At 27.8% G+C, this 10,677-nt stretch carries 5 protein-coding genes; 4 read left to right on the top strand and 1 reads right to left on the bottom strand.

The annotated features are described in order from the left end of the window. Positions 1 to 489 precede the first annotated feature (489 nt). A complete protein-coding gene (locus RWJ08_RS05470; RefSeq protein ID WP_313961353.1) occupies positions 490 to 3,528 on the top strand; it encodes a Cna B-type domain-containing protein in 3,039 nt (1,012 codons plus the stop codon). Between the two features lie 754 nt (positions 3,529 to 4,282). On the opposite strand, the gene purD is transcribed toward RWJ08_RS05470, so the two are convergent. Continuing rightward, on the bottom strand, positions 4,283 to 5,509 hold the full coding sequence (purD, locus tag RWJ08_RS05465) for a phosphoribosylamine--glycine ligase (protein WP_313961352.1): 1,227 nt from the start codon (positions 5,507 to 5,509) through the stop codon (positions 4,283 to 4,285). Between the two features lie 276 nt (positions 5,510 to 5,785). Between purD and RWJ08_RS05460 the strand changes: the two genes are divergently transcribed. From RWJ08_RS05460 to RWJ08_RS05450, 3 genes are all read left to right on the top strand, one after another. Beyond that, a complete protein-coding gene (locus RWJ08_RS05460) occupies positions 5,786 to 9,184 on the top strand; it encodes an ATP-binding cassette domain-containing protein (RefSeq protein ID WP_313961351.1) in 3,399 nt (1,132 codons plus the stop codon). 169 nt (positions 9,185 to 9,353) lie between these two features. Next, positions 9,354 to 9,875 carry a methyltransferase gene (locus RWJ08_RS05455; RefSeq protein WP_313961350.1) on the top strand — a complete coding sequence of 174 codons (522 nt, stop codon included), beginning with the start codon at positions 9,354 to 9,356 and terminating at the stop codon, positions 9,873 to 9,875. Positions 9,876 to 9,956: 81 nt separating this feature from the next. Then, positions 9,957 to 10,502, top strand: a complete 546-nt coding sequence (locus RWJ08_RS05450) for a DUF1697 domain-containing protein (RefSeq protein WP_313961349.1) — start codon at positions 9,957 to 9,959, stop codon at positions 10,500 to 10,502. The last annotated feature ends 175 nt before the right edge of the window (positions 10,503 to 10,677 follow it).

The following is a 10,677-nucleotide window of genomic DNA, read 5'->3' as shown; positions in this document are numbered from 1 at the left end:
ACCTTGTTGCTTCGCAATAACAACCCCACCCTTCCACGATGCTTTGCATCGGGTGTGTTCCCGGGAACCTTGTTGTTTCACAATAAAAAACATACTCGTATAAAAACGAGTATTTTTTTTATAAAAAATTTTTGGAAAAACATTTTTTTCAAAATTTTAATAATATTTTTTAAAAAGATAAACTAATAAAAAAATCTGATATTTACTGAGGTCTATGTGCTTCATCATAACGCTTGAGTATTGAATTGCAATATACTTTATTGTCGTTAAGCTGTATTAATTTAAATATATATTTAATTTATTTGACCTATAGATATAAAAATGTTATCATTATTATGATAGTTGAGTAAATTTTATTAAGTAATGAAATTTATTCAAATTGAGTTATTAGATTTAGGCTCTAATAACTATGTATTTTTAAAAATAATCGCCATTATATTTTTAAAAATAGGTATAATATCAAACACATTCTATGAGGAGGAGCAAGCAATGAAAAAAAGATTTTATTGTATGATGTTGAGTGTACTTATGGTATTAGGTACTCTATTACCTGCTTTCAGAGTTTCAGCTGAATCGGGTAGAAATATTTCACCACAGGTAAATATTACAAAATTTACAATTACAAATGGGCAAGGACAAGAATTAAAGAAATTCTATAGCTGGAGTAGATTTAGAGTTAATTTAGAATGGAATGCTCAAAAGTATGGAAATACTTTGAAAAAAGGTGATTACTTTGAAGTTAAACTGCCAGATAAATTTAAGTTTATAGGAGATTCTGCAGCAGTTAATTTTCCAATCTATGGACTAGATGGAAAAACAGTTTATGGACAAGGACATATTGATGTTAAAAAAGATGGGGGAGGAACTTTAAGAGTAACTCTAAATGAAAAAGTTGAAAATCTTTACAATGTAAAAGGTAAAGTTTCAATGGAATCTTTATTTAATTATAGCAAAATAAAGATTGGAGGAAAAAATAAATTAGAAATAGAGATTAATGGCAAAAAAATTCCTAAAGACATTGATATAGAAAAGCCAGGAGAAATAGACGAAATTTTAACTAAATGGCCTAGCAGAATAAATGAAAATGCTAATGAGGTAAGATGGAATGTTCGTTTTAATGTAAATGGTAGAAGTTTTAAAAATGTTGCTTTTGAAGATAAATTAACAGTTGAAAAAGGCGATTTTAATGGACTTCGCTACATAAGAGACAGTTTCGTTCTTCAAAAGGTTAAATTTGACAAATATGGAAATATAACAAGAGTTTTATCAACAGAAAATATCGGAGATAGAGTTCAATTTTCTGAAAATGGAACAAAATTTAGATTTGTACTTGGAGATATTAATAATGGCGAACAATATATGTTAAGATATAAATCAACTTACAAGCCTAACATTGTGATAAAAAATAGATTAAAGATGTTTTCACAAGGTGAAAGTAAAGAAGTGTCAAGTAGATATAAAAGTGCACTTTCAAACGGAAGCATTGAAGGTGATTTGCTAGGAAAGATAAAGATTATTAAAGTTGATGCTGAAAATAAACAAATGCCTTTAAAAGGTGCTAAGTTTAAAATTACAAATAAGGCAACAAAACAAACCTTTGAATTAGTAACTGACGAAAAAGGGGAAGCTGTTTCTGATAAATTAGTTAAAGGAACTTATGAAATTACAGAAATTGAAGCTCCTGCAGGTTGGATAAAGAATGACGAAATTATTAATGTTGAAGTAAAAGATGATGTAGCTGTAATAAGAACTATAACTAATAAGAGAGCAAAAACTGAAGTAAAAGTTAATAAGACTTGGGTTGGTAAAAAAGCTTCAAGTGTTAAAGTTAATTTATTAGCTGATGGCAAAAAAATCGATCAAGTTACTTTGAGCGAAGAAAATAATTGGCAACATACTTTTAAAAACTTAAATAAATTTAAAGATGACGGAAAAACTGAAATCAAGTATACTGTTGAAGAAGAAAAAATCAATGGTTATGATACAGAAATAAAACAAAATGGAACTAATGATTATACTATCATAAATAAAAGTAATGAAAAAGTTAAAATTCCTGTAGAAAAGAGATGGGAAGACAATAATAACCAAGATGGTAAAAGGGTTAAAGAAGTAGTTGTAAGATTACTACAAGATGGTATTCCTACAGATAAGACTATAAAATTAAATGAAGAAAATGGTTGGAAAGGTGAATTTACAAACCTTGACAAATATGATGCAAAAGGAAATGAAATCAAATACACTGTTAAAGAAGAAACAGTAGTTGATGGATATGAAAATGAAATAATTGCAGGAGAAGTAGGTGGAGTTTTAGGATATATCATCAAAAACAAACATAATGTTGAAAAAACTGAAATCCCTGTAGAAAAGAAATGGATTGGACCAGAAAGCGTTGAAGAAGTAACTGTAAAATTACTTGCTGATGGAGAAGATACTGGTAAAACTTTAACTTTAAAGAAGAGTGAAAATTGGAAAGGTAAATTTACAAACCTTGACAAGTATAAAAACGGAAAAGAAATAGTTTATACAGTTCAAGAAGTAAGTGTTAAAGGTTACGAAAGCAAGATAGAAGGAAATGCAAAAGACGGCTTTGTAATTACTAATAAGAATATAGAAAAGACAGAAGTTCCTGTAGAAAAGAAATGGTTAGGAAAAGCTGTAAATGAAATCGAAGTAAAACTTTTAGCAAATGGGCAAGAAGTTCAATCAGCTAAATTAAATGAAGCAAATTCTTGGAAACATACATTCAAAGACCTACCTGTATATGATGACAATGGAAAAGAAATAACTTATACAGTAAAAGAAGTAGCAATTGAAGGTTACGAAAGCAAGATAGAAGGAAATGCAAAAGACGGTTTTGTAATTACAAATAAGAATTTAGCAAAGACAGAAGTTCCTGTAGAAAAGAAATGGCTAGGAAAAGCTGTAAATGAAATCGAAGTTAAATTATTAGCAAATGGACAAGAAGTTCAATCAGCTAAATTAAATGAAGCAAATTCTTGGAAACATACATTCAAAGACCTACCTGTATATGATGACAATGGAAAAGAAATAGTTTATACAGTAAAAGAAGTGGAAATTGAAGGATATGAAAGCAAGATAGAAGGAAATGCAAAAGACGGTTTTGTAATTACTAATAGAAATGTAGAAAAAACACAAGTTCCAGTTGAAAAGAAATGGATTGGAAAGGTATTAAAAGAAATTGAAGTACAACTTTTAGCAAATGGAAAAGAAATTCAAAATGTTAAGTTGAACGAAGGAAATTCTTGGAAACATACTTTCAAAGACTTGCCAAAATATGATGAAAACGGAAAAGAAATAACTTATACAGTAAATGAAGTTGCAGTTGAAGGCTATGATACTAAGATAGAAGGAAATGCAAAAGATGGCTTTGTAATTACTAATAAGGAAAAACCAATTAAACCAAGAGTTCCAAAAACATCAATAGGAACACAGTTATTTGGATATATGGCAATGGCTGGAGTGAGTCTTGGACTTCTACAAATTTCTAGAAAGAAAAGAAATAAATAGGTAATAAAAAAGAGGGCATAGGCTCTCTTTTTTTGTCGTTTTACAATACATTTCACGTCATAGCAGTTGGCAAAGAAAAGCTCCTAACACGTCATCTCGAGCGTAGTCAATCTAGCCCTAACTTTGTTTACTTGTAAACAAAAGTAGGTCTGACGGAGTCATTGTAGCATTTGATAAAATGACTCTGGAGATCTCAACTATTGCTGGCAAGCAATAGTATTTCTGAAAGAAATAAAAAATAGTTAGATAAAATTATTATGCAAATCTCTCAAAGCCCTATTTAGTATGAGAGTTTCATATTTTATGTATCTACGATACATTTACTTTTGCTAAAGCAAAAGTGTGAGATTTCTCCGCTACACTTCGTTTCGGTCGAAATGACGTATAATAGAAATTACTTTGATTGGTAGCTTAACGTGAATAGTAAATAAACTTCAAATTATCGTTATAAATAAAATAGAAAAAAATTATATCATTGTATTTTAACATATTATATAGAACAAAATAATTCACGTCAAAATGTTTTGCATAGAGATATTCCTAATACGTCATCTCGACTGAAATGAACGAAGTGAATCTAGCCCTAACTTTGTTTACTTGTAAACAAAAGTAGGTCTGACGAGTCAATTGTATCTTTAGATACAATTGCACTGGAGAGCTCATTATTATTATTTGTTTACAATTAATAGTAAGTCCTATAAAGGACTTAAAAAAAGCATACTTATTTTTATTAAGTATGCTTTTAATTTATTTATTAAAATCTTCCTACATCTTCTCTGTAGAAGAAAGAGTCACTCTTTAATTTTTCAATATCTCTGTAAGCTAATTCTCTTGCTTTTTCAAAATCTTCTGCCATAGCTGTTACAATTAAATTTCTTCCGCCCTTTGCATAGAGTTGATTGTTTTTTTCTTCAACTCCCATAAAGCAAACATCACTTTCTATCGGAACTAGATTAATTTTATCTTGACATTTTTCCTTTGACGGATAACCGTTAGATGCAAGAACTACACCAACACAAACTTCATCATTCCATTTGATTTCAGGTTCTTTATCATTCATTACATCCAAAATGTTTTGAACAAAGTCGGACTCTAAACGTGGCAATAGGACTTCAGCTTCAGGATCTCCAAGTCTAGCGTTAAAACTTAAAACTTTTATTCCATCTTTTGTTACAACAATTTCTCCATATAAAAACCCTTCAAATCCATAACCGTCTTCAAACATTGATTTTGCCATAGGTTTTAAGATTTTATCAACAACTTGTTCAATTTCATTATCTGTAATTTTTGCAACAGGGCTACAAGCTCCCATACCACCTGTATGTTCAGCCTCGTCGCTATCTGATGTTCTCTTATAATCCTTAACAATTTGTAGTGGATAAACTTTGCTATTTTTTACTAATGCAAAGATTGAGAATTCTTTACCTATAATAAATTCTTCAACTAAAATTTTTGAATTTTCATTTTCATCAAAGATTTCATTAACTATATCTGTTGCCATTTTGTTGCTTCTTGCAATGAAAATTCCCATATTTTTTGGAAGAGAATCAATCTTTATAGTAACAGGAAATTTTTCAATTTCTGAAACGAATTTTAGAGCTTGTTCTCTATCAGTAAATACAACATATTTAGTTGTAGGTATCTTTAATTTTTCCATAAGTTGTTTAGTAAAATATCTACTTGATTCTATTCTTGTTGCAGATTTAGTAGGTCCGAAAAGTCTTAAATCATTTTTATCGAACTCGTCTTTTATTCCAAGAGCTAAAACGTCAGCAGGACCTACTATAGTCAAGTCGATATTTTCTTTTATTGCAAAGTCTTTAATTTTTTCAATATCATACATATCTATATCTACTTTTGTTGCGCCATCCATCTTGCAATTTCCAGGTAAAACATAGATTTTTTCAACTAATTTACTCTTTTGACATGCCTTTAACATTGCATGTTCACGTCCACCTTTTCCAATAATTAGTATTTTCATAAAATCACCTCTTTTTTATTAACTTTAAAATTATATATAAAAATTTTTTTGATATTAAAATAAACATTAATATAATTTAACTTTGTTAAATTATACTTATTATATCACTAGAACAAAGTTTTTTCAATTTTATTTTTTCGTATTAATAAGAAATGTTAATTTTTTGTACAAATTTTTAGTTGAAAGTGGTTATTTTTATTGTATTTATTTAATTTTTTAGATAAAAGGGTATATAAAATTTAACTCAAAAATTTATATTAGTAAAGGAGGACTGGAATGTTACAGCTTAAGAATATCAGTAAAAGTTATAAAACAGGAGATTTAATTCAAAAAGCATTAGATAATGTATCTCTTAATTTTAGAGATAATGAATTTGTATCTATTCTTGGTCCGAGTGGTAGTGGAAAATCTACTCTATTAAATATAATAGGTGGATTAGATAAATATGAACAAGGTGAGCTTTTAATTGATGGAATATCAACTAAAAAATATAAAAATGAAGATTGGGACAGTTATAGAAATCATACGATAGGTTTTGTTTTTCAAAGTTATAACTTAATTTCTCATCAGACTATTTTAGCCAATGTGGAATTGGCTTTAACTATTTCAGGGATATCTAAGGCTGAAAGAGAAAAAAGAGCGATAGATGTATTGGATAAGGTTGGACTTAAAAGTCAAATGCATAAAAAGCCTAATCAATTATCCGGTGGGCAAATGCAAAGAGTTGCAATAGCAAGAGCTCTTGTAAATAATCCTAGCATTGTGCTTGCGGATGAACCTACAGGTGCGCTTGATTCGGAAACAAGTGTTCAAGTAATGGAGTTACTTAAAGAGGTTGCAAAAGATAGACTTGTAATAATGGTTACTCATAATCCTAAGTTGGCAAATGAATATTCAACTAGAATTGTTGAATTAAATGACGGACGAATTATTTCTGATACCAACCCTTTTATTTTAGAGAATGAGAGTGAAGGTGTTCATAAAAATTTTGGGAAGTCCTCAATGTCATATCTAACAAGTATAGCTTTAAGTTTTAATAACTTAAAAACTAAATTCAAAAGAACTCTTATGGTTGCAATTGCAGGTTCAATTGGAATAATTGGTATAGCTTTAATTTTAGGTTTATCCAATGGTGTAAATCAGTTTATTAAAGATACAGAAGAGGAAACAATGATTTCTTATCCAATAGAGATTGATAAAAGTAGTTTTTCTATGGGTAGAATGTTTGAAACATCAAGTGGAGAAAATAATGATGGAGATATAACAGAAGTCAAAACTATTCAAAAGATGCTATCTGCAATTAATAAAAATGATTTATCCTCCTTAAAAGAATATTTTGAAAATGACGGAAAAGCAATTAATGATTATGCTAAGACGATAGAATATAAATATGATATTACTCCTAGGATTTATACTTTAAATAATGAAAAATATGTTCAAGTAAATCCAAATGAAGCAATGAAATCAATGGGTTTATCTTCAAATAATTTTCTTTTTTCAAGAAATTCTATGAGGGCATTTTATAAATTACCTAAGAATCCTGACTTATACAAGGATAAATACACTTTAAAATATGGTTCTTGGCCAAGTAATGAAAATGAAGCGATAGTAATAACTAACTCAAAGGGTTCTCTATCTGATTTTATTTTTTATTCACTGGGGCTTCGTGATAATGACGAGCTTTCAAAAATGGTAAAAAAATTTGCAAATAGAGAAAAAACAGATGTAGAAGAAGACAATACCTCTTGGAAATATGAAGATATTGTAGGTAGAGAATTTAAAGTTTTAAGTAGCTCACAACTTTATTCATATGACTCTAAAAATAAAGTTTATATAGAGAATTCTACCGATAGTCCATTTGTAGAAAATCTTTTAAAAAACAATTCAAAAAAATTAAAAATAGTTGGAATAGCTTCTCCAAATAGTGACGAAAGTTCATTAATTTTGTCAACTGGTATTTGGTATACGGATGACTTAGAAACAAATTTAAGAAAAATATCAAAAGAAAGTGAAATTGTAAAGGCACAAAAAGAAAGTCCAGATGTTAATGTTTTAACAAACACTCCTTTTGGAGAAAAAATTAAACAGAATTTAGACTTTGCAAAGTTATTTTCAATAGATCAGAAAAAACTGTTTGAAGCTTTTAAAATAGATACTTCTAAATTAAATTTTGATGCTAATTCAATGAAAAATATTGATTTTTCAAAATATTTAAATAATAGTTCGAATACGGATTTTTTAAAAAATTTAGATATAAAGCTCGATTCGGATAAATTAGTTGGACTAATAAGTAATATACTAAAAGGATATTTAGATTATTCATCTAAAGATCCTTCGACTAATTATAGCGAATTGCCAAAATCAATAAGTGATTATATGAAAACTGATGAGGCAAAAAATATTTTAAAAGAATTTTTTTCTAAGATGATTGCTAAAAATTCTGGTTCTTTAATTACAAATGAAAAGATAACGGAAATAATGAAATCCATTATGTCAGGATATCCTGAATTTGCAAAAAAGAATAACTACACAGATCCTAATAAATTTAATCAATATTTACTAGAGTATTTGAAAAGTCTAGAAGCGAGAGAAAAAGTTTCAGCTGAAACTAGAAAGCTATTAAATTCTTTGGGAGAAAATTTAAAAATAGATAATAAAGATATATCAGAATTAGCAGAAGCTTTATCAAATGGATATTTGAAATATGCTAAAGAAAATAACAAGCCTGATCCATCTAAATTAAAAGATTCTTTTAATTCTTATATTGCAACTGATGAAGCAAAAAATATGATTTCTTCGGGAGTGAATGACTTAATAAAAGGTAGTTTACAAGGAAATCAAAATTCTTCACAAAGTTTTGTGGAAAATTTGATGAAAAATATATCAACTGCAATAGCCGATAATATTAAAAATGTTCTAACATCTTCTATGAAAAATTTACCACAGGCAATATCAATAGATCCAAGTAAATTCGGAAATGCCTTTTCAATGAATTTAAATGAAGAAGAAATAAAATCTTTTATTATGGCTATGGCTAATAGTAATGAAAGTTCGTATGAGAATAATATGAAATTATTTAACTATGCGGAAGATAATGATATTTCTAAAATTAGTATATATCCTAAAGATTTTGAAGCTAAAAAATCAATAATTTCCTTACTTGATAGCTATAATGAGATGAGGAAAAACAATTCCGAAGAGGATAAAATGATAACCTATACAGATTTAGTTGGAGCAATACTTTCTTCCGTAACTACAATTATAAATGTAATAAGTTATGTATTAATTGCTTTCGTATCCATATCGCTCATTGTTTCTTCAATTATGATTGGGGTTATAACTTATATAAGTGTGCTCGAAAGAAAGAAAGAGATTGGAATTTTAAGATCTATCGGAGCTTCAAAGAAAAATATATCACAAGTCTTTAATGCGGAAACTGGAATAATAGGCTTGTTCGCAGGACTACTTGGAGTTGGAATAACATATTTATTACTAATACCGATAAATATTGTAATAAGAAAAGTTACTGAAATGCCGAATATAACGGCTTATTTATCCGTTCCACAGGCTATAACCTTAATCTTAATCAGTATGATTTTAACTTTAATAGGAGGATTTCTTCCTTCAAAGAGTGCAGCAAAACAAAATCCGGTTGAAGCTTTGAGAACAGAATAGTAAATTTAGTAAAAACTAAGGAGATAATCCTTAGTTTTTTGTTTGATTTAATTGATAGATTTATTGCAAGAAAGAAATATAAAGTAGAATGAGAAATAGCTGTAAAACTAAAAAATAGGGTATAATATTGTTAAACATTTAGTGAGATTAAGTTATTAGGAGATATATAATGAGTGGTTTTTGGCTTTTGCTAGTATTTCTAATAGTAAGATTTGGATTACTATTAATCATAAAAAGGGAAGCTATTCAGCGAGCTGGATATTTTGCCCCAATACAAAAATCTGAACAAATAGCATACTACATCTATCAGATATCCAATATAGTTTTATTTATATGTATAATAATTTCAACAATAAAAATTGATTATTCTCTAAAATTTTATTTAGGATTAATTTTGTTTATCGTAGGAATAATACTATGTGCGATTTCTCTTGTATGTTTTGCATTCCCGAATGGCGATGGGTTAAATATCAATGGTATTTATAAATTTTCAAGAAATCCTATTTATGTGGCTTATTTTGTTTGCTTCTTAGGATCGTCTTTACTAATACAGTCTTTAATAATGTTTGTAACAGTAATAATCTTCCAAATTTCTGCTCATTGGATTATTGTCTCTGAAGAGAGATGGTGTATAGAAAAATTTGGAAAAAGTTATGAAGATTATATGAAAAAAGTTCGACGTTATTTTTAAATAAATTTGGATTTTACAACTAAAATAGCTTAAAATTTATAAAATATAGTTATTTTAAAAAAGAAGGGAAAACAAAATCATATGAGATATATACTTTTACTACGTGGAATAAATGTAGGAGGAAAGAACAAAGTATCAATGGGTGATTTAAAAAAATCATTGTCAAACGAAGGATTTAAAGATGTTTATTCTTATATCAACAGCGGGAATTTATTCTTTAGTACTGATGAATCTTATGATGATTCTATCTTAAAGATAAAATCTTTATTAGAAAGAGATTATGACTTTCATATACCTTTTACTTTGATTAGTAAAGAAGATTATTTAGAAGAAAAATCAGAATTACCTGACTGGTGGAAAGGAGAATTAGCAAGAAGAGATATCCTTTTTATAAACAATCAAATTGACAAATCAGCTATTATAGATTTTATAAACAACTCCGAATTCTATAATGAAATAGTTTATATTGGTAAAAATGCAATATTTTGGGGGAAGTATGATGAGTCAGAACATTTAAAGTCAACATATCATAAAAAATTAATGAAACAAGATTTTTATAAAGAAATTACTATAAGAAATGGAAAAACATTTGAAAAGATAGCAGAAATTCTAGAAAATGAAAAATAAATAATGTTTAGAAAAAAACAGCAAAAAATATCTTTGCTGTTTTTTTAATTTTTAAAATATAAATTAGATAAAAAAACAATTGTCAAAAGACTCTTTTTACTTATTAAGATTTTTAGTTTTTCAGATTTTATAAAAACTTTTATATTTCATTGTTTTAATATTTTATATAAAAATA

Origin of the sequence: uncultured Parvimonas sp., assembly GCF_963524015.1 — a bacterium.
In the GTDB taxonomy this organism is placed as follows: domain Bacteria; phylum Bacillota; class Clostridia; order Tissierellales; family Peptoniphilaceae; genus Parvimonas.
This window is presented reverse-complemented; position numbering and strand designations above follow the sequence as displayed.